Genomic DNA, 25,760 nt, shown 5'->3' on the forward strand with positions numbered 1-25,760 from the left:
TGGGCAACCGTCCTTTCTTTAGGTTAGTTCAATAATTGTAACACGCCTTGCGGCAATGCGTTCGACTGGGCAATCATCGCCATGCCGGACTGATTCAAGATATTTAGACGGGCGAAGTCCATCATTTCACGGGCCATGTCGGCATCACGGATTCGTGACTCAGACGCCGTCAAGTTTTCTGAGCCGATGGCGACGACGCTGACGTTCGCCTCGAGTCGGTTTTGAATGGCCCCAAGTTTCGAACGTTCGAGTGACACTTTGTTGATGGCTGCATCGAATTTCGAGATGGCGTCTCCTGCGTCCGCCGGTGTCAATACGCTTAGCGCGTAGAATGTTCGATCAGGTGTTGCTCCATCATTGTCATCATCGACGGCAGGGAGTTCCCCGCCACCAGGTGTCAACGTCGTGATATCGAGTGCGTGCGCCCGCATATCTTGTACGTTTAAGATGACGGCTTCGTTGTTGCCGGCACCGATTTGGAAGAATAACGTGCTCTTCCCTTGCATATATTCCCCGTTCATAATCTTCTTCGAGTTGAATTCGGTCGTCTCCGCGATCCGGGTCACTTCGGCAGTCAATGCGTTAATTTCTTCCTGGACAGCTTTGGCGTCGTCTTCACTGAGCGTTCCATTTGCTGATTGAACCGATAATTCACGCATCCGTTGGAGAAGGGCGTGTGTTTCGTTCATTCCGCCTTCTAGCGTCTGTGTGAGCGAGATGCTGTCGAGCGTGTTGCGTTCTGCCATCGAGAGGGAGTCGAGGCGCATCCGCATCTTCTCCGAGATGGCGAGACCCGCTGCATCATCCGACGCCTTATTGATGCGGACCCCGCTCGAAAGACGGTCCATCGTCTTCTTCATCGATGCCTGATTCAGGGAGAGCGATGAGTAGGCTTTTAAAGCTTGTACGTTATTGGTAATTTTCATAACGGTTTCCTCCAGTCGGGACAGGTTGGGTCTTGGCACGCTCCATTGCTTCACCCCATGTTTGGTCGAGGTCACTTGCGAGCGTATGTAGTTCGGCGATTTTTTCCTTATCCTGGTCGATGATTGCTTCGACGCTTGCGTTTGCCATATATAGATAAATTTCATCCAGTTGAACCGCGATAATCCCGCCGCCGTCATGGAGTCCTTGGTGAAGTTTGACTAAAAGTTCACGAGCTTGGCGAAGATGACGGTTCCGTTCGGCGATCGTCGAGTCTTGGGCACGTTCATAGTGATAAACGAGTGCATGAAGCATCGCTTGCGTGAGTTCTTCTGGCCTCATCTCATATAATTGGGTTGGATTCATCTTTGTTCTCCTTTGATCGAATCAAGTTCCTCTATCAACAACAACACTTCTGCCATCACGTCATACAGTTGGGGCGGGATGGCATCCCCTAAGTCAAGGTCGAGCAGGTGGCCGAGCAAGGAATGGTCGTTCTCGACCGCCACTCCTCGGGCACGTGCTTCCTGTAAAATCTTTTCAGCGACGGCGCCTGTCCCGCGGGCGACGATGACGGGCGCTTTGTCCGTCGTTTCGTCATAGCGGACGACCGCTGCCGTCTTGCGTTTCGTCAAATCCATGCGTTGATACATCGGGACCTCCTAAATTCTAAAGTCATAACCGGTCGTCGGTGCCGTCTTAGGCTCTTCGATGACACGATCAGCTTTCGTGAGCGGTTTGAACTGAGTCGTCACACTCTTATATCCGATTGTCTCGAGCGTTTGTTCGATCTTTCCGAGAAGTGGACGGGCAAGACGTTCGACCGTCGCATCGTCATGTTCGAGCGTGAGTCGGAGGTTTCGGTCTTTCGCCTCGAGCTTGACGCCGATTTCTCCAAGGCGAGGGGTCTCCAAACGAATGTAGAGGACACTGTTCTCCCAGTCGACAACGTCCCCGGCCTCCTGGTTTTGGATATGAACATGGATTCCCGTGTCGATCTCTTGCACTTTTGCCGGTAGGGCGAACAAGAGTTGATGGAGCTGACCGCCATCAAGGCGGTTGAGCGTCTGTTGGACTTGGAAGAACGAGGTGAGGCGTTGTGCCTCAGGGTTTGTCGTATCTCCACGTACCGATAAAGCCGATGTCGGCGTATTGGATGTCGCTTGGGCAAGTTGTGCCTGCACCTGCACGCGTTGTGCCACTTCCTGGACGTGTCGTCCGGATAATGTCGAATCGAGCTTGAGTGGCGCGACGGTCGGCATCTCACCGGCGCGTGTCGCTCCGTGCGGGATATATTCGATACGTGCCTGGTTCGGCGCATAGCGGAAGTCATTCAGTGCCGCCCGGACCTCTTTGACAAGTGTCGCACTCTCTTGCGGTTTCGTCGCGAGCAACGACAACGCGACGTCGAGTTTGGCTGTCATGGCGACCAGTTGCTTCTCTTGCGTCACGTCGGTGTGAAGCAAGGCGTCCGTCTTTTGGACGAGTTGCGTCAGACGGGTCGAGACGGTCTCGAGGGCAGGGCGTGCCGCATGTGGGTTCGACTCGATCAACGCGGCGACTTGTCCGAGTTGTTTCGTCACCGTCGCCTGCTCGCTTCGGAACGTGTTCGTGACGGTCGCGAGATGTGACGTCACTTCTTTCACCATCACTTGCTTCCCGTTGATTGGAGGAAGCGGCATCGCTTGGCGCGATTCAGATTCAATCGGACGCGATGATATCGGTGTCGTCGGCGTGAGGTCACGGATGACCCGGTCGATTGTTTCCGGTGTCGGCGTGACGCGTTCACTCACGGGACGTGACAGATTGACGAGTTCGACATACCGCTCTTTTTGTGGGTAAGGGGCGTTCGGCGCCGGCGGTGTAATCTGTTGTCTCGCTTCGTTCAAAGAGAGGACGGCAATCTCCCGCGCCATCTCACGAGGGACGGTCTGCGTATCGAGCGTCTTCAAATGTAGGATGACGTCCCGCATGTCTCCTTTGAACGCCGTCTCGAGAAGGCGTACCGTAGCTTCGTTCATCGGCAAGCGTCCGGATTGTAGCAGGCGGCTGACCGCGCTTCGTACTTCAGGTGGAAGGGAAGCGAGGAGCGTCTGGATCTTCGCGTCAAGTTTTGACGACGCGGACGCAGGTGGTGCGGATTCAAGTGTCTCTTCCTTTGGAGGGACGACGGTCGCCATCAAGACGCCGTCCTGTTCGGCGAGCGTCACTTGGAACGGGTTCGTCTTCGGAAGCCCGCCTTTAAATGTGACCTCGACTTCTTCACCGTTGATCTTGACGATCGCGGAGTCGGGTCCTGTCTGTTTGACGAGCTCGGCCTTGTACGTCCGGTTCGTCTGGATGCCTGGTAAGACCGAACTGACGGCGGTCGCTTGGGCTTGAATTTGCATGTTTGTCACCTCGACCATAATATCGACCTCTTTTTAAAAAAATGAAGCGAAACAATAGAAAAAAACCTTCCGTCTTTTCGACGGAAGGCGTGTCAGGACTCGAGCACGGGGCTCGCGTTCAATTGTTGGAACCGGGCGACGAGTTCACCTGTCGCTTTCAGTTGGTTCCGGAGGACGTACGGTGTTGCGTTCGTTTGGATTTGATGTCCATCGGTCGTGAGGACAAGCCCGTTCGGCTCACCCTCAATGTTCAGTATGTCTCGAATATGGGACCAGGCATACCATTCACAATCGTCTCGTTTTGGAGACTTCGTCGGGAAGAAGACGAGTCCGGTTGTCGGTTCAATCACGACAGGAACTTTCCCTTTTACGCCGGCGACGCGTTTGGCGATGAAGATTCTTTCCTCGATCGAGCTGTTGTACTGGCGGCAAGAAAGTTGCAACAACTGGTACGGCCGGAGCGGGGTTGAAATCTCGGTGCCATCCTCGAGAATGATCCGTGACTGCTTCATGATGTCAAAGCAAGGGAGAATCGCCACGGTTCGCTTTGTGATGCGATATTTTTCCTCAGAATAGTAGGAGCGCATACGCTGCACCATCCTCCTCGTATTAGATTTTCAGGATCGGCTAAAGACAAACGGCACAAACCTAAATCATCCCTTTAATGATATATCACAAAAAATGTAAATTCAACAAGACAATATGAAAAGTAGGGAAATATAATTCCAATGAAAGCCAAATGACGAAACGTTTACAAATATTTGAGAAAGTATTTGTCACGTTTACAAGAAGGTGGTAAGATTAGCCGTAGAGGACAATCCTCTGTATTCTCCAATGGTGAAAGGAATGGATTTACACATGGTAGGTAAAGTAAAATGGTTTAACTCAGAAAAAGGTTTTGGATTCATCGAAGTTGAAGGCGGCAAAGACGTGTTCGTACACTTCTCAGCAATCCAATCTGAAGGCTACAAATCACTTGACGAAGGTCAAGATGTAGAGTTTGAAATCGTTGATGGCGAGCGTGGCCCACAAGCGGCTAACGTTGTAAAATTATAATTTCAAACCACGAAGCCGGCTCCCTTGGGAGTCGGCTTTTTATTTTGTCTACATAATAAAAAAAGGCGTTTAAAAATGAGTGGAATGGGTATTTTCTTTCTATACCTTTCGCTCGTTCTAGGAAATGTTGAATTCGGAACAAAATTGTCATTATTTTCTGATGATAACGTTTTCAATCGTAGCGTTTTCGGGGTATAATATGAGTGAGCCACCTGATTCCCCTTTCTTTTTTAAGAAATGAAGCAGGAGATTCCGTCTCGTTCGACGAATCATTGGTTCAAGCGGTTATTTCTAAGGAGGAGTTCAGATGATTTATAACATTCGCGGCGAAAACATTGAGGTCACACCAGCAATCAAAGACTATGTCGAGAAAAAGCTGGAGAAGTTGACTCGGTATTTCACAACTCCTACGGATGCACAGACGGCTTACGTCAACTTGAAAGTGTATAACGAGAAACAAAAAGTGGAAGTGACGATCCCGATGCCGAACTTGTTGCTCCGTGCTGAGGACATCAACCTCGACATGTATGCGGCAATCGACCTCGTCGTCGATAAATTGGAACGTCAAATCCGTAAACACAAAACGAAACTCAACCGTAAAGGACGCGGGAAAGAAGGTGGCGTCGGCGAGTACTTCAAGTCTTTAGAAGGACCTGATGATGCACCGGCCGTTTACGATGAGGACGAGGCAGAACTCGAACTCGTGCGGACGAAACGCTTCACGTTGAAACCGATGGACACGGAAGAGGCGATTCTTCAAATGGATATGCTCGGTCACAGCTTCTTCGTCTTCTCTGACGCAGAAACGGGCAACACGAACGTCGTCTACCGTCGTAAAGATGGGAAGTACGGCTTGATCGAACCTGAATAATATACATGACACTACACGACCTCCCGGCTTCGGGGGGTCGTTTCCTTTTGCCTTTCCTTGAAAGGTGGCACCACTTCGGTTAAACTGTACATTAGGGAAAAAACATGCATTTTTTAGTGAGTGCAGAGGAGATATGAGTATGGCGAACTTTTTGAAAGAGTTATTTGCTCCACAGAAACGAATGTTGAAAAAAGCAGAGAAAGCGGCCGACTTGATCGAGTCGTTCGCCGAACCAATCAAAGCATTGTCCGACGAACAGCTTCAGGCGAAGACGGAAGAGTTCCGGGAACGTCTGGCGAAAGGCGAGACACTTGACGATCTCTTGCCGGAGGCGTTCGCGGTCTGTCGTGAGGCATCGGAGCGTGTGCTCGGCATGCGTCATTACCGTGTCCAGCTCATCGGGGGCTATGTGCTCCATAACGGCGACATCGCCGAAATGAAAACCGGTGAAGGGAAGACGCTCGTCGCGACGCTTCCTGTCTACTTGAACGCGCTCACTGGCCGTGGCGTACACGTCGTAACGGTCAACGAATATTTGGCGAAACGAGATAAAGAACTCATGGAGCCGCTCTACTTCGCACTCGGTCTCTCGGTCGGCCTCAACGTGTCGAACATGGACCGTGTCGAGAAACAGGCGGCCTACAACTGTGATATCACGTACTCGACGAACAACGAGCTCGGATTCGACTACCTCCGTGACAACATGGTCCTTTATAAGGAAGACCGTGTTCAACGTGAGCTCTACTACACGATTGTCGATGAAGTCGACTCAATCCTCGTCGATGAGGCGCGTACTCCGCTCATCATCTCGGGATCGGCTCAAAAATCGACAGAACTCTACACACGCGCGGATGCGTTCGTCCGTACGTTGAAAGAAGGAGACGATTATACGGTCGACGTGAAGACGAAATCGGTCCTCTTGACGGACCAAGGGGTCGACCTCGCCGAGAAGTTCTTCGGCATCGACAACCTGTTCGCAATCGAGCACGTCGCCGTCAACCACCACGTCGGGCTCGCCCTTCGTGCGAACGCGGTCATGCATCACGATATCGACTATATGGTACGTGAGGGGCAAGTCATGATCATCGACCAATTCACGGGTCGTGTCATGGACGGACGCCGCTACTCGGAAGGTCTTCACCAGGCGATCGAGGCGAAAGAAGGCGTCGAGATTCAACGCGAATCGATGACGCTCGCGACAATCACGTATCAGAACTACTTCCGGATGTACGAGAAGCTTGCCGGGATGACCGGTACGGCGAAGACAGAGGAAGAAGAGTTCCGTAACATCTACAACATGCAGGTCGTGACGATTCCGACGAACAAACCGATCCTTCGCGATGACAAGGCAGACCTCATCTTCAAATCGATGGAAGGCAAGTTCAAAGCCGTCGTCGAAGAAATTTCGGCAGTCCACGCAACGGGACAACCGATCCTCGTCGGTACGGTCGCCGTCGAGACGTCTGAATACTTGAGCAAACTCTTGACAAAGAAGAAGATTCGTCACGATGTCTTGAACGCGAAGAACCACGCCCGTGAGGCGGAAATCATCGAGAATGCCGGTCAAAAAGGTTCCGTCACGATTGCGACGAACATGGCCGGTCGTGGTACCGACATCAAGCTCGGAGAAGGTGTCATCGACCTCGGTGGTCTTTACATCATCGGGACAGAGCGTCACGAGTCACGCCGAATCGATAACCAGCTCCGTGGTCGTGCGGGTCGTCAAGGGGACCCGGGTAAATCCCAGTTCTACTTGTCACTCGAAGACGAGCTCATGCGTCGCTTCGGAACGGATAGCCTCCAAAGCATGATGGAGCGTCTCGGGATGGATGACACGCAACCGATTGAGAGCCGCATGGTCTCGAAAGCGGTCGAGTCAGCGCAAAAACGTGTCGAAGGAAATAACTACGATGCGCGGAAGCAGCTTCTCGGTTACGACAACGTCATGGCCGACCAACGGAAGGTCATGTATAAGGACCGCTCGAGCATCCTCGAGAACGAGTCGGTCACGGATATCGTCCGTTCGATGATGGCGCAGACGGTCGAACTCGGTGTCGGACAATACACGCCGATCGAACTCGTACCGGAAGAATGGAACATCGACGAGCTCGCGCACTGGGCCAACCAGACGCTCGCGCTCGAGAAGACGGTCGAAGGCAAAGACTTCTTCGGCAAAGAACGTGAAGAAATCATCGAACTTCTCATGGAGCGCGTGAACGAGCAGTATGAGGCGAAACGAGAACTCGCGCCGCCGGAACGCTTCAACGAGTTCGAGAAGATCATCGTACTCCGTGCCGTCGACTCGCACTGGATGGCTCATATCGACCATATGGACCAGTTGCGTCAAGGGATTCATCTCCGCGCTTACGGACAGAACGATCCGCTTCGTGAGTACCAAGCGGAAGGGATCAACATGTTCGACGCGATGAATGCGGCAATCGCAGAAGAAGTGACAGGCTTCGTCCTTCGTGCCGAAGTCGGGGACAACCTCCGCCGCGAGAAAGTCGTCGAAGAGGAAGTCGCCGTATCAGGCAAGAGCGATGCACCTGTCAAGAAGAAGCCGGTCCGTCGTTCGAAAGAAGACAGCATCGGCCGGAACGACCCGTGCTGGTGCGGTTCTGGCAAGAAGTTCAAAAACTGTCACGGTAGACAACAGGCTTAATTATTGAAGAGGCGGGTCCGCTCGCCTCTTTCCTACGGAAAGGTGAATCACACTATGGAAATTTCAGATATTCGGAACGAACTAGAGGCGATGGCGAAACGCCTCGAGAATTACAGAGCGTCTCTCAACTTGACAGAGAAAGAGGCACGTATCGCCGAGCTCGAGAACGAGATGACGTATCCTGACTTCTGGGACAACCAGGAGAAGGCACAAAAAGTCATCGATGAGTCAAACGGACTCAAAGCGATGGTCGACAAGTATCAAGACCTCGCCAATCAACATGAGGACGGCGAAGTGACGCTCGAACTCATCAAGGAAGAGCCGGACGCCGAGATGCAAGAAGAGCTCGGGGAATCGATTCAAGCGCTCAAGAAGGAGTTTGATGACTTCGAACTCGAGATCCTCTTGAACGGACCATACGATGCGAACAACGCCATCCTCGAATTGCACCCGGGTGCGGGCGGTACCGAGTCACAGGACTGGGCATCGATGCTCCTTCGGATGTATCAACGTTTCGCTGACAAACAAGGCTGGAAAGTCGAGACGGTCGATTACCTCCCGGGTGAAGAGGCGGGCGTCAAGTCGGTCACGCTCCGCATCGTCGGTCATAACGCATACGGCTACTTGAAGGCGGAGAAAGGGATTCACCGCTTGGTCCGCATCTCGCCATTCGACTCGTCAGGTCGTCGTCATACGTCGTTCGTGTCATGTGACGTCATGCCGGAATTCGATGACGACATCGAGATCGAAGTACGGACAGAAGACCTCCGTATCGACACGTACCGTGCATCAGGTGCCGGCGGTCAGCACATCAACACGACGGACTCTGCCGTCCGGATCACGCACGTGCCGACGGGCGTCGTCGTTTCGTGTCAGACCGAGCGCTCACAGATCAAGAACCGTGAGTCGGCGATGAAGATGTTGAAAGCGAAATTGTACCAACGCGAACTCGACGAGCAGCAACGAAAACTCGACGAGATCCGTGGGGAAAAGACGGACATCGGTTGGGGTAGCCAAATCCGTTCGTATGTCTTCCACCCGTATTCGATGGTCAAAGACCACCGGACGAACTATGAAGTCGGGAACACGAGTGGCGTCATGGACGGCGACGTCATGCCGTTCATCGATGCCTACCTTCGTAAAACAAATATGTGATGCATGTGGCTCAAAGACACCCGTCTTTGGGCCATGTTGTGTGTAAAGGAGACTTTCTTTAATGAAGCAAATCGTCAAAGACTATCTGTATTTGTTGACCGGCTCAGTGTTCGTCGCCTCGGCCTTCAGCTTATTTCTGTTGCCAAACAATCTGGCATCAGGCGGGGTGAGCGGGATCTCGGTCATCACGTATGAGCTGTTCGGCATCTCGCCGGGGGCGTTCCAGCTCGTGGCTAACGTGTTACTTTTGATTATCGGTTGGGCCATCCTTGGACTCGGCTTCGGGGTGAAGTCGCTCGTCGGCTCCATCTTCTTACCGGGTGTCATTCTTTTCTATGAGGCGATCGATGCCGGTGCGGCCGTGGACGATACGCTCCTCGCGGCCATCTTCGGTGGTGTCGGCGTCGGGGTCGGACTCGGGCTCATCTTCCGGGGGCGCGCCTCGACAGGGGGGATGGACTTGATCGCGCAGGTCTTACATAAGTTCACGCACATCCCGCTCTATCTCTGTATCGCCATCCTCGATGGCATGGTCGTCTTGACCGCGGCCTTGACGTTCTCGTTCACGACCGGACTCTATGCACTCATCGCGTTATTCATCACGGTCAAGATGATCGACTTCGTCCAGCTCGGGTTCACACAGGACAAGATGGCTTACGTCATCTCGGAGAAGCGGGACTTTATCGTCCGGGCCGTCTTCGAGGAGCTTGACCGCGGAGCGACAGAGATCCAAGCGATCGGAGCGTATTCACGTCTCGACCGTCCGATGCTCATGATCGTCGTCCGTCAGAGCGAGGTGAGTCGATTGAAGGAAATCATCCGTCGGATCGACCCAGAGGCGTTCCTCGTCTTCAGTGAGGCACATGAGGTGCTCGGACAAGGGTTTACGTCTGATAAGCGTTACATCAACGTGCCGTAAGTTGTGGAATCTTTGTGTACTTTTCGTGAGATTAGGTTAGAAAACATACGTTAACGGCTATAATGGTAAATGTAGGTCATTTCTACAACTTAGGAGGGGAACGTGGTTATGAAAAAATGGATGATGGCCATCGGCCTCGGCGCCATGCTGACACTCGGCGCATGTGGCGGCGGTGAAGAAGAGGATACATCGAGCAACGGGGATTCGGGCTCGAACACGGCATCGGTTGACGCGGAAGCGGTATACGCACAAAACTGTGCGGCATGTCATGGTGCGAACCTTGAAGGAATGAGTGGTCCGTCACTCGAGCAAGTCGGTGCTCGTCTGTCGGCAGAAGAGATTGAAAACGTCATTCGAAACGGTCAAGGCGCGATGCCTGCGAACGTCATTGAAAAAGACGAAGAGATCACAGCGGTCGCCGCTTGGCTCGCTGAGAAAAAATAAGATTCGACAGCATGAGGTGGAACACACCTCATGCTTTTTTGTTTTGGGTGTTAAGGCTTGGGGAAATATTGTTAAGGTAACGTGAGACATAGTGGAAATGGAGTGATGACGATTGAAGACGAAACTGATTGACTGGCCGACTTTTATCGGCTCGTTTGTATTACTGTTAGGGGTGACGTTACCGCTCATCTTCTTCCCAGAGACCGGTAAAGCGTGGGTCGGTGCGGCGAACGAATACATGACCTCTAACTTCGGCATGTTGTACTTAGCAATGGGCTTAGGTGCGTTCGGATTTTTGATTTTCATTGCCTTCAGTAAGAATGGTCATATCAAATTAGGTCGTGAAGATGAAGAACCCGAATTTAGTACATTCTCTTGGGCGGCGATGTTATTTGCTGCCGGCATCGGGTCCAGCATCCTCTATTGGTCCGTCATCGAATGGGTCTATTACTATGAAGGTCCGCCGTTCGGGCTGACACCGGAGTCACCGGAAGCGATTCAATGGTCGACAGCATATGGGATGTTCCACTGGGGACCGATCGCTTGGGCAATCTATACGTTACCGGCACTGCCGATCGCTTATTTCTTTTACGTCCGTAAGAAATCCGTCTTAAAGGTAAGTGAAGCGGTACGTCCCGTTATCGGAAAATGGGCAGATGGACCCCTCGGTAAATTGATTGATATCTTATTTATCTTTGGATTATTAGGTGGTGCCGGGACGACGCTCGCCCTCGGTACCCCGATGATTGCCGAAGGGGTCAACGAACTGACAGGGATTCCCGTCACGCTCGGGATGCAGGCCGTCATCATGTTGATTTGTACGGTCATCTTCGCCATCAGTTCTTACATTGGACTGAAGGGTGGCATCAAAGTACTCAGTGACTTGAACATCTGGCTCGCCCTTGGGATTTTGACGTTCGTGCTTATCTTTGGTCCGACTCGATTCATTATGGAGACGACGTTCAATGGAGTCGGAATCGTCATGGATAACTTTTTCCGGATGGCAACGTGGATGGAACCGTTCGGTGACTTCGGTGGCTTCACATCGACCGGGTTCCCGGAATCGTGGACGGTGTTCTATTGGGCATGGTGGCTTGTCTATGCACCATTCGTCGGATTGTTCGTCGCCCGTATCTCACGCGGTCGTACGATTCGGAATATGATCTTTGGGACGATGGTGTACGGAACGCTCGGATGCATCTTGTTCTTTGGGATTCTCGGAAACTACGGGCTCTACCTTCATCTAAGTGGGACGTTCGATGTTGTCGGGTACATGGCGGCGAATGGCCCGGCACCTACAATCATCGCCATCATCGGCCAATTGCCTTTCGGGAAAGTCGTCATCGGCGTCTTTACGCTTCTTGCCATTATCTTTTTGGCGACAACGTTCGATTCATCATCATACATCTTGGCATCGGTCACGCAAAAACATGTCGAGGATGAGCCGATTGTCTGGAACCGTCTCTTTTGGGCGTTCGCGCTTGCTATCATGCCGCTCACGCTCATGTTCCTCGGCGGACTAGAGGCGCTCCAGACAGCGAGTATCGTCGGTGGATTCCCGCTTATCCTCATCATGTTCCTTCTTGCTTGGTCATTCGTCCGCGTATCGAGTCGGGATATCCGGGCTTCCGATGACTATGAATCCTCAACGATTCATATCAAGTATCGGAAACGGAAAAAGTCGCCGTTTGATGCATTGAAAGAAAAACCACACGATTAAATGTGGCGTATTGGTGAAGGGTGTTCCTTAGGGAGCACCCTTTTGAAGTGCGGTTTCAACATTCTCTGGGAGATTAAGAAAGTGAGGTTCTTCGCGACATTTTCACATCGAACTCAATCGAACTGAAACAATCCTGTAATGGTGTTTTAAAAGTCGGATTGATATAATTGTAGTCGCTTCAACATATGCCCTAGATGATTTTTTGACCAGGCTAACATAAAAAAGCGACACCTTGACAGAGGGAGCCGTTTCCTGTAAAAAAGACTCTAGGCGAAATATACAGTAACTAAAATAATCGATTCAAATTCGTCATAGATGCTTAAAAATAATTTAAAAAGGGTAGGGAATACGTTATGATCTCGATGCAAAAAGTCAGTAAAGTATATCCGAACGGCGTCGTCGCCATGGATGACCTCGATCTAGAAATTCGCGACGGCGAGTTCCTTTATGTCGTCGGGCCTTCCGGTGCCGGAAAGTCGACGTTCATGAAGATGATTTATCGTGAGGAGAAGCCGACAGCCGGTCAATTGTTGATTGACGGACTCGATGTCGGGAAAATTAAAAACCGACACGTACCGAAGCTACGCCGTCAACTCGGCGTTATCTTCCAAGACTTCAAATTGTTGCCGTCACTTACGGTATATGAGAACGTAGCGTTCGCATTAGAAGTTGTAGGAGCGGACACGTCTTCGATTCGGAAACAAGTCATGGATGTGTTGAACCTTGTCGGATTGAAGAACAAGGCGCGCAACTATCCCGACGAACTATCAGGTGGAGAACAACAACGTGTCTCGATTGCTCGCGCAATCGTCAATAAGCCAAAATTGATCATCGCCGATGAGCCGACAGGGAACTTAGACCCGGAAACAGCATGGGGCATCATGGAAGTGTTTGAAGAGATTCACCGCCGCGGAGCGACAATCGTCATGGCGACACACAACCGTGACATCGTCGATAAGATTCGTCACCGCGTCATCGCGATTGAGAACGGGAAAGTCGTGCGCGATGAAGAGAAAGGAGCATATGGCTATGATATTTAAGACTGGATTGCGCCATTTGCGTGAAGGGTTCAAAGGAACACTTCGGAATGGATGGATGTCGTTCGCGGCGATTAGTGCCGTGACCATTACGTTGCTACTTGTCGGTGTATTCGCACTCGTCATGTTCAACATCAATGAAATTTCAGATAACGTCGAAAATGATGTCGAGATTCAAGTGTTCATCACTCGTACAGCGGATGAGAACTCGGTTGAGAAACTCGGGGAGAACATTGAACAGGTGCCGGGTGTCTCGACGGTCACGTTCAGTTCAAAAGAAGATGAGCTAGCGAAGTTCCAAGACCAGCTTGGCGATGATGCGGCTGCATACGGAACGGTTGAAAAAGACAACCCGCTCCACGCCCGCTATATCGTCAAAGCACAAGACCCGACAGAACTAGAGGAAGTGGCCAAATCGGTCGGTTCACTCGATAATGTGGACGATGTGAAATACGGAAAAGACTACATCGATAAAATGTTTGCCTTCTTCAACGGGATTCGCATCGGTGGACTCGCGTTGATTGTCGGTTTGACATTGATGGCGATGTTCTTGATCTCAAATACGATTAAAATGACAATCTTCTCGCGTCGCCGTGAGATTGAAATCATGCGACTCGTCGGAGCGAAAAACAGCTTTATCCGCTGGCCGTTCTTTATCGAAGGATTGCTCCTTGGAATGCTTGGGGCTCTCGTCCCGATTCTTGTCATTTATTTCGGATATGACGTTGCATATAGTGCTTTACAACCATCGCTTGATCAATTGAATAGTGATATATTTAAGTTGATTGATCCATCGACGCTAACAGTCCAAGTATCGCTTGTTTTACTTGCACTCGGTGCGTTCATCGGAATCTGGGGATCGACGACATCGCTCGGTCGTTTCTTGAAAATCTAACTTAAATAAGGAGGAGTTGGCGGATGAAACGTTCGCTTGCGCTAGGGTTGTGTGTATCGTTACTTGCCATGCCGGTCATGGCGACAGAGAAAGACACGTTGAAAGCTCGACAAGATCAACTGTCCAATGAGTTGGAGGAGTCGAAAAAAGCGCAGGCCGAGACGGATGCCGAACTCGAGATCACCGAGGCAGAGCGTGATGCCGTGAAGACGGAAATACACGTCGTCGACGACCGATTGAATGAATTGAGCGAACAAATCGCCATTCAGCAGCATGAGGTCGATACAGCCAGGGCAGAACTCGAGTCGACCCGCCAACAACTTTCCGTTCAGGAAGAATACTTGGAAAGCCAGAAGGAACTCGTGAACGAGCGCCTTCGCGTTTTGCAAGTACATGAAGACACTTCCTATTTACAAGTCATTTTTGAGTCCCGTTCCTTCGGCGACTTCGTGACACGGGCTATGACGGCCCGCACGATCGCTGAACAGGACCGGGAGCTCATACATAATTATATGAGTGAGATGGAACGTTTGGAGTCGCTCGAGTCGACACAACGTACCCAGCTCTCTTTCATCAAGCAAAAAGAGCGCGAGCTCGTCATCACCAAGCAAGACCTTGACCGGACGGCCGAGAAGAAACGTGACCTGTTGGTTGAACTGAACGAACAAGTAGAGCAGCTCGAGCTCGAAAAGATGACGCGCAGTGAAGAACAGGCGGTCATGGCTGAACAGAACCGCATCATCAGTGAACAACTAGAGGCGATTGCGACTGCCGAACGAGAAGCCGCAGAGGCGGCGGAACGTGCCAAACGTGAAGCTGAGGCGCGTGCCGCTGAAGAGCGAGCACAAGCAGAAGCGGAAGCCCGTGAGTCGGAGGTCGAGGAGGCACCAGAAGTGACCGCACCAACCGAAACACCGACGAATGTGTCCACGTCCACGGGATTCGTTCGTCCTGTGTCCGGTTATGTGTCTAGTCCGTTCGGTCCACGAGACAACCCGTTGACAGGTGTGCCGGAGATTCACAAGGGCATCGACCTCGTCAATGCGTCTGGAACACCAATCGTGTCAAGCGCACCAGGTGTCGTCATCAAGGCGGCACCGGCGACCGGATATGGAAATGTCGTCTTCGTTTCGCATGTCATCAACGGTGAGATTTGGACGACCGTCTATGCCCATTTAAATGCGATCACAGTCGGAGCCGGTCAACAAGTGGCGGCGGGACAGACGGTCGGAACGCTCGGCAATACCGGCTGGTCGACCGGTCCCCATCTTCATTTTGAGTTACACCGAGGAAAATGGGCACCGGGACAGCCGAACGCGATTGACCCAGCCCCGTATATTGGATACTGACAGAAGCGGACGCGTCCCAAATATGTGGAACGCGTCCGCTTTTCCTCTAGTTTTTGCTATACTAATGAAAAGACTTACAAAGAGAAATGAGGGACCAACCCGTGAAAAATTCAACCGCAGGACTACTCGCTGGCACAACGTTCGTGGCTGGGGCCGGTGCAGGCCTTGCGACGATGGCGTTTACAGACACATCGCTTCCCATTCAAACGAATGCGGAAGGCTGGGATAAAGTCGACCAAGTACGTAATTTGATTGAAGAACATTCGTTACAGGACATCTCAGAAGACGATTTATTGACCGGTGCGCTCGACGGGATGACCGCAGCGCTGAACGACCCGTATTCGGATTTCTTGGATGCGGAAGAAACGTCACAATTTACGGACTCGATTGAATCGAGTTTTGAAGGAATCGGCGCGACTTTGGAGAAGAAAGGAGAGGACATCCTAATTGTCGCTCCGATCAAAGGCGCTCCGGCTGAAGAGGCGGGACTTCGTCCTGGCGACATCATCACAGCGGTCGACGGGGAGTCGATCGAAGGGATGGATGTACAGGAAGCCGTCCAATTGATTCGAGGCGAAAAAGGGACGACCGTCACGTTGACGATTCGCCGTGGCAGTCAGACGGCGGATTATGAGATCACACGTGACACGATTCCAATCGAGACGGTCTTCTCTGAAGTGAAAGAGAAAGACGGTAAAAAGATTGGGTATCTCCAAGTCACCCAATTCTCAGAACCGACGGCTGATGAATTCCTCGAACAACTCGAGCAACTCGAGTCAGAAGAAATCGATAGCTTGATCATCGATGTTCGTGGAAATCCGGGAGGTCTCTTGCCTGCCGTCATCGAGATGTCGGAAGGGTTCGTCCCGACCTCAAAACCGGTCGTCCAAATCGAGAATGCGGACGGTGACCGTGATGCACAAAACGGTCGCGCTCGTGAAGCGAAACCGTATGACCTGTTTGTCTTGACGGATGAGGGTTCTGCCTCGGCATCTGAGATTTTGACTGGTGCGATGAAAGAAGGAGCAGGCGCGACCATCATCGGGACGAAGACGTTCGGAAAAGGTGTCGTCCAGACGGCGTTCGACTTAGAGGACGGCAGTAACTTGAAATTGACGACGAGCAAGTGGCTCACACCGGACGGAAATTGGATTAACAAGAAGGGCATCGAGCCGGACATTGAAGTGGAGCAACCGGACTTCTTCAACGTGACCCGTGTCCTGACAGAAGAAGAGTCGCTCCAAGTCGGAGATTACGGTGACGCCGTCTCGAACTTGCATAAAATTTTAACTGGAATCGGCTATGAGCCAGGCGGTCAGCCGGGATATTACGGGGACACGATGGCGAACGCCGTGAAAGCATTCCAGACAGACAATGGTCTCGAGGCTTCTGGAACTGTCGATGAAGAGACAGCCTCTGCACTCGAAGCGAAGTTGCTCGAAGCGATTCAAGATGAGGCGAATGACGCCCAATTGAATCGTGCGCTTGAAGAAGCCGCAAAATAACGTTGTATGAAAGAAAGGGTTGGACCGCGTGGAAGTTGTACGAATGGGTGTTACGGCTTTATTGACGTTGTTAGGTAGTCCGCTGTTTTGGGTGACACTTGTCGCCCTTACATACATATCGCTGACACGGGTCAAGCGAGAACGGGCCATGTTCCGTTCGAGACGTCGCTCACCGAAGTCGGAATGGAGACATTTCATCTGGCCGAGTCTTCTGTTAGCGGTCCTCTCATCGGCCGTGACGATTTTACTCGAGACGACCATCACGTTTGAGTGGGCCGTCTCGTTCACGATTCTCTATACGCTCGTCGTCTTGACGATGCATCCGCGATTCTTTAATCCGGTGCTGCCTCTTCTCGTGTTGTTTGGGGTCGTCTTGTTACGCGATGTTGTCGCATATGGGGTGCTTCGTGATTGGGTAGCAGCACTCGCTCAGGTCGATTGGACGGTCTATGCGCTCACATTCGGCCTCGTCACCCTTGCTGAAGCGATTCTCTTGCGCTGGAACGGACCAAAAGAGACATCCCCGACCTTGATCTTGTCGAAACGGGGGCAGTTTATCGGAGGGCATGTCGTCAAACGGATTTGGTTTTTCCCGCTCGTCGTCTTCGTGCCACCGATGTTCGGTCTCGACTGGCCGATGGTGCCCATCATTCTTCCGATTCCCATCGGGGTCAGTTTATTGTCGACCGGCGCCCTACCAGGAACGCTTCTCGCACGACTGAGCAATTATCGTGCCGTACTCGCTTTGATCGCTCTCGGTCTATTCGGCCTCTCATATGCGTTTGAGATTCCATATGTCGACTATGTAGTATTGACGCTATTCGTCCTCTATGAGCTCGGCTTACAATGGATCAAACGCGAGAATCGGGGAACGACACCCGTCTTCATCAACGGAAACCGTGGGGCGGTCATCGTCGACACGCTACCGAACTCGCCTGGAGAGGCGATGCAGCTCATCCCGGGTGAATCGATCTATAAAGTCAACGGGACGGTCATCACCGGAGGGCACAGTTTTTATGAGGCGCTCCAGCAACATAAGCCATACATCAAGCTGGAAGTGTTGAATCTGAACGGAGACATCCGATTCGTTCAACGGGCGATGTATGAGACCGATCCACATGAGCTCGGGATTTTGTTCGTCGGGGAACCAACGAGCCCGAGAGTTCGCTTACGTAAACTGTAAGAGTATCCGTCATGGGTACTCTTTTTTGCATACAAAAAGGGCACCTGCAAGGATGCCCTTTCGTCTTATACATCAAGTTTTGAAGGTTTGAATGCCATTGTGGCTTCGACAGCGTGTTGCCATCCTTTGTATAGGGCTTCACGGTGAGACTCGTCCATGTTCGGATCGAACTTCTTATCGAGTTTCCACTGGTCTTTGACTTCGGCTTGGTCTTTCCAGAATCCAACGGCGAGACCCGCCAAGTAGGCGGCACCGAGTGCAGTCGTTTCACTCACTTCAGGACGTTCGACCGGGACGTTGAGAATGTCCGATTGGAACTGCATGAGGAAGTTGTTGCTGACGGCTCCACCATCGACGCGGAGCGTCTTCAAGTTGATGCCTGAGTCATTTTCCATCGACGTGAGGACGTCACGTGTCTGGTAAGCGAGTGACTCGATTGTCGCCCGGACCATCTGTTCTTTCTCTGTCCCACGCGTGAGACCGAAGATGGCACCACGGACGTCAGAGTTCCAGTACGGGGCACCGAGACCGACGAAGGCAGGAACGACGTAGACACCGTCAGTTGATTCGATCCGTGTCGCATACTGTTCCGAGTCTTTCGCTGATTTCAACATTCGTAATCCGTCACGGAGCCACTGGATTGCAGAACCGGCGACGAAGATCGAACCTTCGAGCGCGTATTCTACTTTCCCGTTATAGCCCCAAGCGATTGTCGTCAAGAGACCGTGATCAGATTTGACGGCTTCTTCTCCCGTGTTCATGAGCATGAAACAACCTGTTCCATACGTGTTTTTCGCCTCACCTTTTTCGAAGCAAGTTTGTCCGAACAAGGCGGCCTGTTGGTCACCTGCAGCTCCGGCAATCGGGACTTCGAATCCGAAGAAGTGGTATGGAATCGTGTTCGCATAGACTTCACTTGACGGTTTGACTTCAGGAAGCATTGATTTTGGCACTGTCAAGATGTCGAGTAACTCGTCATCCCACTTCTGCTCGTAGATGTTGTACATGAGTGTACGCGATGCGTTCGAGTAATCGGTTACGTGTGCTTTTCCACCAGAGAGTTTCCAGATGAGCCACGTGTCGATTGTCCCGAAGAGGAGTTCGCCGTTCTCAGCTTTTTCACGTGCACCCTCGACGTTGTCAAGAATCCATTTGACTTTCGTTCCTGAGAAGTAGGCATCGATGAGGAGACCTGTTTTGTCGCGGACCATATCGGAATGACCGGCTGCTTTCAGCTCTTCACAGATGTCGGCGGTTTGACGGGATTGCCAGACGACGGCGTTATAGACAGGGCGTCCTGTTTCCTTCTCCCAAACGACAGCTGTTTCACGTTGGTTCGTGATCCCGATTCCGGCAATCTCATTCGGGTCGATATCAGCAGAACCGAACGCTTCCGCCATAACGGCGAGGACAGACCCCCAAATCTCATTGGCGTTGTGCTCGACCCAGCCTGGTTTCGGGAAGTATTGTTTGAATTCGCGCTGTGCGACTGTGACAATTTTTCCATCATGATCAAAGATGATTGCTCGTGAACTTGTCGTTCCTTGGTCCAATGCTAAAATATAACGTTTTTCTTTCGCCATATGTGATTTCCTCCTTCAAAATTATGTGTTAAGGGACGAGAATACCGTAGATGAGTGCGGCAATAATCGCACCGATAATCGGACCGACGACCGGGATCCATGAATAACCCCAATCTGAAGATCCTTTTCCTTTAATTGGAAGGAATGCGTGTGCGATACGTGGCCCAAGGTCACGTGCCGGGTTGATCGCATATCCCGTCGTACCACCGAGCGAAAGACCAATCGATACAATCAAGAAACCAACGATGAGTGGATTGAGTCCGTCTGCGAATGTGTTTGCCCCGAATGACAACAATGCAAAGACAAGGACGAATGTTCCGATAATCTCACCAATCAAGTTGTACGGCGTGCTTCGAATACCTGGAGCTGTCGAGAACGTCGCCAGTTTTAAACCAGGATCGTCTGTCGCATCATAGTGCGGCTTGTAGTGGACATAAACCAAACATGCCCCGATGATGGCTCCAATAAACTGAGCGAGGATATAAAGTGGGACATCAGCCCATGGGAATTCGCCTGCTGTCGCGAGACCAATCGTGACGGCAGGGTTGATGTGAGCGCCTCCGTAAATTCCGGCTGCGTAGACCCCGACCATAACGGCAAGACCCCAACCCATTGTGATGACAATCCAGCCAGAGTTTTCCGCTTTGGAATGGCGGAGGACGACGCCGGCGACGACACCGTTACCAAGCAGAATCAATAGCATCGTACCAATAATTTCACTGACAAATGCTGACATGTGATACTCCCCTTTCTCCCTTATGCAATTTGACTTACCACTTCATTATATGCCCAAAATGTAAGCGTTTTAAAACAGTGTTTTTTAAAAATCCTACTTTTTTCCTACAAATGTTCACATTTACAGCTGTAAACTTCGCAAAAGAATTAAGAAGCAGAGCGAAACGTTCACGAAGTGGATGGTTTTTTCGGATATTTCAAGCATTCCAATTTACTAGGGACATAGTCCAATCTGAAAAGTGCAATGCTTTATGCCACAAAAGTGATTCTGTTGAAATCTTGATGTGATGATTTGGATGGAACAAGATGTTTCTTTTGAGACAGTAAAGGAAAAAGAAATGAACAATGGATTGAATGAAAAAAAGAAATAAAATGAATTAACCTACAAACTAATAAGCGAATATTTGTTCGTGTCTATGGTATAATCAAGACACTTATGAAATGAGAAGGTGAGGAGTATCTTATGGAATCGATTCCGTTTGCATTACAATCTGAATTTCAACCAGGAGGCGACCAGCCTGAAGCGATTCGACAGCTTGTCGAAGGTGTAAATCGAGGTGACCGGTATCAGACGCTCCTCGGTGCAACGGGTACGGGTAAAACGTTTACCGTTTCGAACGTCATTCAAGAAGTAAAGAAGCCGACACTCGTCCTCGCCCATAACAAGACGCTCGCCGGTCAGCTCTACTCGGAGTTCAAAGAGTTCTTCCCGAACAACGCGGTCGAGTACTTCGTCAGTTACTATGACTACTATCAACCGGAAGCGTACGTGCCGTCGACGGATACGTTCATTGAGAAGGATGCTTCAATCAATGATGAAATCGATAAGCTGCGTCACTCGGCGACGTCGGCTCTCTTTGAGCGCGATGACGTCATCATCGTCGCATCTGTCTCCTGTATTTATGGTCTCGGTAACCCGGAAGAATATCGGAGCCTCGTCTTGAGCCTTCGCGTCGGGAAAGAGATGGGACGTGACGAGATGTTACGTAAACTCATCGACATTCAATATGAACGAAACGATATCGATTTCCAGCGTGGACGTTTCCGTGTCCGCGGGGACGTCGTCGAGATCTTCCCAGCATCGCGTGACGAACACTGCATGCGCATCGAGTTCTTCGGAGACGAGATCGACCGTATCCGTGAGATGGATCCGTTGACGGGTGAAATCATCGCAGACCGTGATCACGTCGCCATCTTCCCGGCATCCCACTTCGTCACACGCGACGAAAAATTGCAAAAGGCAATCGTCAACATCGAAGCGGAACTTGAGGAACAACTTGAGAAGTTCCGCGAAGAAGGGAAGCTCCTAGAAGCGCAACGACTCGAGCAACGAACGCATTACGATTTGGAAATGATGCGTGAGATGGGGTATTGTTCAGGAATCGAGAACTATTCGCGCCACTTGAACTTGATGCCAGAAGGCTCGACTCCGTATACGCTACTCGATTACTTCCCAGAAGACTTCTTACTCGTCGCTGATGAGTCGCACGTGACGCTCCCGCAAGTACGCGGGATGTACAACGGGGATCAGGCACGGAAACAAGTGCTCGTCGACCACGGCTTCCGTCTCCCTTCGGCGAAGGATAACCGTCCGCTCAAGTTCGATGAGTTCGAGAAGAAAGTCTCACAAGCGATTTTCATCTCGGCGACACCAGGTCCGTACGAACTCGAACATACGCCGAACATGATTGAGCAGATCATCCGTCCGACCGGGTTACTTGATCCGACAATCGAGATTCATCCGATCAAAGGTCAGATTGACTACTTGATGGATCAGATTCGCGAACGCATCAAGCGCGACGAGCGCGTGCTCGTGACGACGCTCACGAAGAAGATGGCAGAGGACCTATCCGATTACTTACGCGAAGCGGGAATCAAGGTCAACTATATGCACTCTGAGATCAAGACGCTCGAGCGAATCGAAATCATTCGTGACCTTCGGCTCGGGAAGTATGACGTGCTCGTCGGGATCAACTTGTTGCGGGAGGGTCTCGATATTCCAGAGGTCAGTCTCGTGACGATCCTCGATGCGGACAAGGAAGGGTTCCTTCGTTCGGATCGCTCGCTCATCCAGACGATTGGTCGAGCGGCGCGTAATGCGAACGGACATGTCATCCTGTTCGCGGACAAGGTGACCGACTCGATGACGCGGGCCATCGAAGAGACGGATCGTCGTCGGTCGATTCAACAGGCTTATAATGAAGAACATGGCATCATCCCGCAGACGATTCGAAAGGACGTCCGAGGGGTCATTCGGGCGACGGTCGAGGCGGAAGAGGAAGCACTCGAATCGCTCAGTACGATGAAGCCGGCCGAACGCGAGGCGGCGATTGCCAAGTTGGAAGAAGAAATGAAGCAAGCGGCGCGCGACCTCCAGTTCGAACGTGCGGCCGAATTGCGTGACTTAATCTTGGAGTTGAAGGTAGGGAATTAAATGGCTGAAAAGAAAAATGCGATTGTCATCAAAGGGGCACGCGTCAACAACTTAAAAAATATTGACATCGATATCCCACGTGACCAGCTCGTCGTCTTGACGGGCTTGTCCGGCTCCGGGAAATCGTCACTTGCGTTCGATACGATCTATGCGGAAGGACAGCGTCGTTACGTCGAGAGCTTATCCGCATATGCCCGACAGTTCCTCGGACAGATGGATAAGCCAGACGTCGATACGATTGAAGGGCTCAGTCCGGCCATCTCGATTGACCAGAAGACGACGAGTCGTAACCCACGGTCGACGGTCGGGACGGTGACCGAGATTTATGATTACCTTCGTCTATTGTTCGCACGAATCGGGAAGCCGGTCTGTCCGAACCACGGCATCGAGATCTCGAGTCAAACGATCTCACAGATGGTCGACCAGGTGATGGAATTGCCGGAACGGACGCGACTCCAAATTCTTGCGCCAATCGTATCGGGTCGAAAAGGGACGCACGTGAAAGTATTCGACTCCTTGAAAAAAGAAGGATTTGTTCGTGTCCGTGTCAATGGTGAAACAATTGAATTGACGGATGAGATCGAGCTCGATAAAAACAAGAAGCATTCGATTGAAGTCGTCGTCGACCGCCTCGTGGTCCGACCTGACGTCGAAGGGCGCCTCGCCGACTCACTCGAGACGGCATTACGTCTTGCGGACGGCCGTGTCATTATCGATAAGATGGATGGCACCGAGCTTCTCTTCAGTGAGCATCACGCCTGTCCGATCTGCGGGTTCTCCATCGGTGAACTCGAACCTCGGATGTTCTCATTCAACTCGCCATTCGGTGCATGTCCGACGTGTGATGGTCTTGGGACGAAACTAGACGTCGACCCAGAACTCGTCATCCCGGACCCGTCGAAGACGTTGAAGGAGGGGGCGATTGCCGCATGGCAACCGACAAGTTCCCAGTACTATCCACAACTTTTGGCTGCGATGTGTCAGCATTTCAACATCGACATGGACGTGCCGTTCGAGCGCCTATCAAAACGTGATCAGGACCTCGTCTTGAACGGATCTTCGGAGGAATCGTTCCTCTTCCGCTACGAGAACGACTTCGGTCAAGTGCGGACGAATACCATTTTCTTTGAAGGGGTGCTCCGTAACATCGAGCGCCGTTACCGGGAGACAACATCCGACTATATCCGTGAGCAGATGGAAATGTACATGGCGACACATGCGTGTCCGACATGTCACGGCTATCGCTTGAAAGAAGAGTCGCTCGCCGTCAAGATCACGGGTCAGCACGTCGGGCAAGTGACGGAGAAATCGGTCGTGAACGCACTCGCGTTCTTTGAAGGACTCAACGAGCAGTTGAGCGAGAAAGAGATCGCCATCGCCCGTCTCATCCTCCAAGAGATTCGGGAACGACTCAGTTTTTTGAATAACGTCGGCCTCGACTACTTGACGCTCTCTCGTGCCGCTGGAACACTCTCGGGTGGGGAGGCGCAGCGGATTCGTCTCGCGACACAAATTGGGTCTCGTCTCACGGGTGTTTTGTATGTCCTTGACGAACCATCCATCGGTCTTCATCAACGTGATAACGATCGGTTGATTTCGACCCTCAAACAGATGCGGGACATCGGCAACACGCTCATCGTCGTCGAGCATGACGAGGACACGATGATGGAAGCCGACTACTTGATCGATATCGGACCAGGCGCAGGAGAACATGGCGGACAGGTCATTGCGGCCGGGACGCCGAAACAACTGATGAAAAATAAAAACTCGCTCACCGGTCAATATCTTGCTGGGAAGAAGTTCATCCCACTTCCGGCTGAACGGAAGATGCCAGACGAACGTTTCTTAAAGATCGTCAAAGCAGAAGAGAACAACCTAAAAGACGTCGACGTTTCCATTCCACTCGGGATGTTCGTTGCCGTAACAGGGGTCTCGGGATCGGGTAAATCGACCCTCATCAATGAGATTCTCTATAAATCGCTCGCGCACAATATGAACCGGGCCAAAGCGAAGCCAGGCAAGCACAAGAAGATTGAAGGACTTGAGCATATCGATAAGGTCATCGATATCGACCAATCCCCGATCGGACGGACCCCTCGTTCGAACCCCGCCACGTATACGGGTGTCTTTGATGATATTCGTGACGTCTTCGCCTCGACGAATGAAGCGAAGATGCGCGGCTATAAGAAGGGACGTTTCAGTTTCAACGTTAAAGGCGGGCGCTGTGAAGCATGTCGTGGGGATGGGATCATCAAAATCGAGATGCACTTCCTTCCTGACGTCTACGTTCCGTGTGAGGTCTGTCACGGGAAACGCTATAATCGTGAAACGCTCGAAGTGAAGTACAAAGGAAAGACGATCGCAGACGTCCTTGATATGACGATTGAGGAAGGACTCGAATTCTTTGACAAGATTCCGAAAATCAAGCGGAAGATTCAAACGATTTATGACGTCGGTCTTGGCTATATGAAACTCGGTCAGCCGGCGACGGAACTTTCGGGTGGGGAAGCCCAGCGTGTCAAACTCGCTTCGGAACTTCATAAACGGTCGACCGGGAAAACGATTTATATTCTAGACGAACCAACGACCGGTCTTCACGTCGACGACATCGCGCGCTTGTTGAAAGTGTTGCAACGCCTCGTCGAGAACGGGGACACGGTGCTCGTCATCGAGCACAATCTCGACGTCATCAAGTCGGCCGATTATTTGATTGACCTCGGACCAGAGGGTGGAGATGGTGGCGGACTCATCGTCGCAACGGGGACACCAGAAGAAGTCGCGGAAGTGTCAGGCTCGTATACCGGTAAGTATTTGAAGCCGGTTCTCGAACGAGATGCAGCCCGAGTGAACCCGAAAGCAGGAAAAAAGAAATAAGTATAGAAATGGTGAGAAACGGGA

At 51.5% G+C, this 25,760-nt stretch carries 21 protein-coding genes; 14 read left to right on the forward strand and 7 right to left on the reverse strand.

All coding sequences use genetic code 11. The annotated features are described in order from the left end of the window. Positions 1 to 23: 23 nt before the first annotated feature. The 5 genes from KNO70_RS03295 to KNO70_RS03315 all read right to left on the reverse strand — a co-directional run bounded on the left by KNO70_RS03295 (position 24) and on the right by KNO70_RS03315 (position 3,913). Positions 24 to 926, reverse strand: coding sequence for a flagellin N-terminal helical domain-containing protein (locus KNO70_RS03295; RefSeq protein WP_214687202.1), 903 nt, complete (start codon positions 924 to 926; stop codon positions 24 to 26). Beyond that, positions 910 to 1,290 (reverse strand): flagellar protein FliS, encoded by a 381-nt coding sequence (locus tag KNO70_RS03300; RefSeq protein WP_214687200.1) that lies wholly within the window; start codon positions 1,288 to 1,290, stop codon positions 910 to 912. Before KNO70_RS03300 ends, KNO70_RS03295 begins: the two co-directional genes overlap by 17 nt. Beyond that, on the reverse strand, positions 1,287 to 1,577 hold the full coding sequence (locus KNO70_RS03305) for an EscU/YscU/HrcU family type III secretion system export apparatus switch protein (RefSeq protein WP_047795070.1): 291 nt from the start codon (positions 1,575 to 1,577) through the stop codon (positions 1,287 to 1,289). The genes KNO70_RS03300 and KNO70_RS03305 overlap by 4 nt, the downstream gene beginning before the upstream one ends. Positions 1,578 to 1,586: 9 nt before the next feature. Then, positions 1,587 to 3,332 (reverse strand): hypothetical protein, encoded by a 1,746-nt coding sequence (locus KNO70_RS03310; protein ID WP_214811225.1) that lies wholly within the window; start codon positions 3,330 to 3,332, stop codon positions 1,587 to 1,589. Positions 3,333 to 3,406: 74 nt separating this feature from the next. Beyond that, positions 3,407 to 3,913, reverse strand: coding sequence for a competence protein ComK (locus KNO70_RS03315; RefSeq protein ID WP_235189275.1), 507 nt, complete (start codon positions 3,911 to 3,913; stop codon positions 3,407 to 3,409). A 259-nt stretch (positions 3,914 to 4,172) separates the two neighbouring features. Between KNO70_RS03315 and cspD the strand changes: the two genes are divergently transcribed. The 12 genes from cspD to KNO70_RS03375 all read left to right on the forward strand — a co-directional run bounded on the left by cspD (position 4,173) and on the right by KNO70_RS03375 (position 18,110). Continuing rightward, complete coding sequence (gene cspD / locus KNO70_RS03320; protein WP_012726946.1) at positions 4,173 to 4,370, forward strand: cold-shock protein CspD; 198 nt, start codon at positions 4,173 to 4,175, stop codon at positions 4,368 to 4,370. Positions 4,371 to 4,677: 307 nt separating this feature from the next. Further along, positions 4,678 to 5,241 (forward strand): ribosome hibernation-promoting factor, HPF/YfiA family, encoded by a 564-nt coding sequence (gene hpf / locus KNO70_RS03325; protein WP_214687196.1) that lies wholly within the window; start codon positions 4,678 to 4,680, stop codon positions 5,239 to 5,241. A 139-nt stretch (positions 5,242 to 5,380) separates the two neighbouring features. Then, complete coding sequence (gene secA / locus KNO70_RS03330; protein WP_214687195.1) at positions 5,381 to 7,903, forward strand: preprotein translocase subunit SecA; 2,523 nt, start codon at positions 5,381 to 5,383, stop codon at positions 7,901 to 7,903. Positions 7,904 to 7,957: 54 nt separating this feature from the next. After that, positions 7,958 to 9,058, forward strand: coding sequence for a peptide chain release factor 2 (prfB, locus tag KNO70_RS03335; RefSeq protein ID WP_012726943.1), 1,101 nt, complete (start codon positions 7,958 to 7,960; stop codon positions 9,056 to 9,058). Between the two features lie 61 nt (positions 9,059 to 9,119). Next, positions 9,120 to 9,977: a YitT family protein gene (locus KNO70_RS03340; protein ID WP_031422849.1), complete on the forward strand. Its 858-nt coding sequence runs from the start codon at positions 9,120 to 9,122 to the stop codon at positions 9,975 to 9,977. A 108-nt stretch (positions 9,978 to 10,085) separates the two neighbouring features. Then, a complete protein-coding gene (gene cccB, locus KNO70_RS03345; RefSeq protein WP_031422851.1) occupies positions 10,086 to 10,421 on the forward strand; it encodes a cytochrome c551 in 336 nt (111 codons plus the stop codon). A 112-nt stretch (positions 10,422 to 10,533) separates the two neighbouring features. Further along, complete coding sequence (locus KNO70_RS03350) at positions 10,534 to 12,141, forward strand: BCCT family transporter (RefSeq protein WP_214730410.1); 1,608 nt, start codon at positions 10,534 to 10,536, stop codon at positions 12,139 to 12,141. 353 nt (positions 12,142 to 12,494) lie between these two features. Continuing rightward, positions 12,495 to 13,181: a cell division ATP-binding protein FtsE gene (gene ftsE / locus KNO70_RS03355; RefSeq protein ID WP_078147321.1), complete on the forward strand. Its 687-nt coding sequence runs from the start codon at positions 12,495 to 12,497 to the stop codon at positions 13,179 to 13,181. After that, positions 13,171 to 14,073, forward strand: a complete 903-nt coding sequence (gene ftsX / locus KNO70_RS03360; RefSeq protein ID WP_031422854.1) for a permease-like cell division protein FtsX — start codon at positions 13,171 to 13,173, stop codon at positions 14,071 to 14,073. Before ftsE ends, ftsX begins: the two co-directional genes overlap by 11 nt. A gap of 23 nt (positions 14,074 to 14,096) precedes the next feature. After that, positions 14,097 to 15,422, forward strand: coding sequence for a murein hydrolase activator EnvC family protein (locus KNO70_RS03365; RefSeq protein WP_214683866.1), 1,326 nt, complete (start codon positions 14,097 to 14,099; stop codon positions 15,420 to 15,422). A 101-nt stretch (positions 15,423 to 15,523) separates the two neighbouring features. After that, entirely contained in the window at positions 15,524 to 16,927 is a 1,404-nt protein-coding gene (locus KNO70_RS03370; RefSeq protein ID WP_078147319.1) for a S41 family peptidase, read from the forward strand. A 28-nt stretch (positions 16,928 to 16,955) separates the two neighbouring features. Next, complete coding sequence (locus KNO70_RS03375) at positions 16,956 to 18,110, forward strand: PDZ domain-containing protein (protein WP_240499842.1); 1,155 nt, start codon at positions 16,956 to 16,958, stop codon at positions 18,108 to 18,110. Between the two features lie 65 nt (positions 18,111 to 18,175). On the opposite strand, the gene glpK is transcribed toward KNO70_RS03375, so the two are convergent. After that, on the reverse strand, positions 18,176 to 19,693 hold the full coding sequence (gene glpK / locus KNO70_RS03380; RefSeq protein WP_078147317.1) for a glycerol kinase GlpK: 1,518 nt from the start codon (positions 19,691 to 19,693) through the stop codon (positions 18,176 to 18,178). Between the two features lie 28 nt (positions 19,694 to 19,721). After that, positions 19,722 to 20,429 (reverse strand): MIP/aquaporin family protein, encoded by a 708-nt coding sequence (locus KNO70_RS03385; protein WP_047795079.1) that lies wholly within the window; start codon positions 20,427 to 20,429, stop codon positions 19,722 to 19,724. Positions 20,430 to 20,891: 462 nt separating this feature from the next. On the opposite strand from KNO70_RS03385, the gene uvrB reads away from it, so the two are divergent. Continuing rightward, positions 20,892 to 22,862 (forward strand): excinuclease ABC subunit UvrB, encoded by a 1,971-nt coding sequence (gene uvrB, locus KNO70_RS03390; RefSeq protein WP_078147316.1) that lies wholly within the window; start codon positions 20,892 to 20,894, stop codon positions 22,860 to 22,862. Next, positions 22,863 to 25,736 (forward strand): excinuclease ABC subunit UvrA, encoded by a 2,874-nt coding sequence (uvrA, locus tag KNO70_RS03395; RefSeq protein WP_214730412.1) that lies wholly within the window; start codon positions 22,863 to 22,865, stop codon positions 25,734 to 25,736. The last annotated feature ends 24 nt before the right edge of the window (positions 25,737 to 25,760 follow it).

This window comes from Exiguobacterium sp. s181 (genome assembly GCF_018617125.1).
GTDB classification, from domain to species: Bacteria; Bacillota; Bacilli; order Exiguobacteriales; family Exiguobacteriaceae; genus Exiguobacterium; species Exiguobacterium profundum.